Annotated in this window: 1 pseudogene; it reads left to right on the top strand. The window is 37.9% G+C overall.

From position 1 onward, the window contains the following. Window positions 1-501: pseudogene (locus tag R7226_RS31615) on the top strand (Ig-like domain-containing protein); the annotation flags it as partial.

The raw sequence follows: 501 nt of genomic DNA, 5'->3' as shown, positions 1-501 counted from the left end.
CTGTTATTTCCAACAGTTGTGTTGCAACTACCTATTATGAAACACCTCAAGTTAAAGCTCATAAAGATAAGTTCTTTAGAGATTTGCCGGGATGGGGAGAACAAACTGTAGTAGATGGGAATGGTGTTCCTTCAATTGTTAAATACAATTGGAAGTGTGAACGTGTACGTGCATTCAATAACAGATTGTTTGCTCTTAATATGAGAGAGACAAATGCTTCTGGTGCAACCACTCATTATCCACTACGTCTACGTTGGTCTAACTTTGCTAATGAGAATGAGCCACCATTACTGTGGGATGATTTTGCTTATAACCGTTTAACTGAAAGTGATCAAATGACTGGTTCTATTGGTCAAGTTGAAGCTCTGGAAAATGGTTATGCTGGTTATATTGATCTTGCAGACTCTATCGGTGATTTGATTGATATGCTTCCTTTGAAGGATTACTTGTTCGTATACACTGAGTTTGAAACATATCTCGGTACACCAACAATGATCGCAT

Origin of the sequence: Conexibacter stalactiti, from assembly GCF_033542075.1 — a bacterium.
GTDB classification, from domain to species: Bacteria; Actinomycetota; Thermoleophilia; order Solirubrobacterales; family Solirubrobacteraceae; genus Conexibacter; species Conexibacter stalactiti.
Note: the sequence above shows the minus strand (reverse complement) of the source record. Positions and strands in the feature narration are given on the sequence as shown.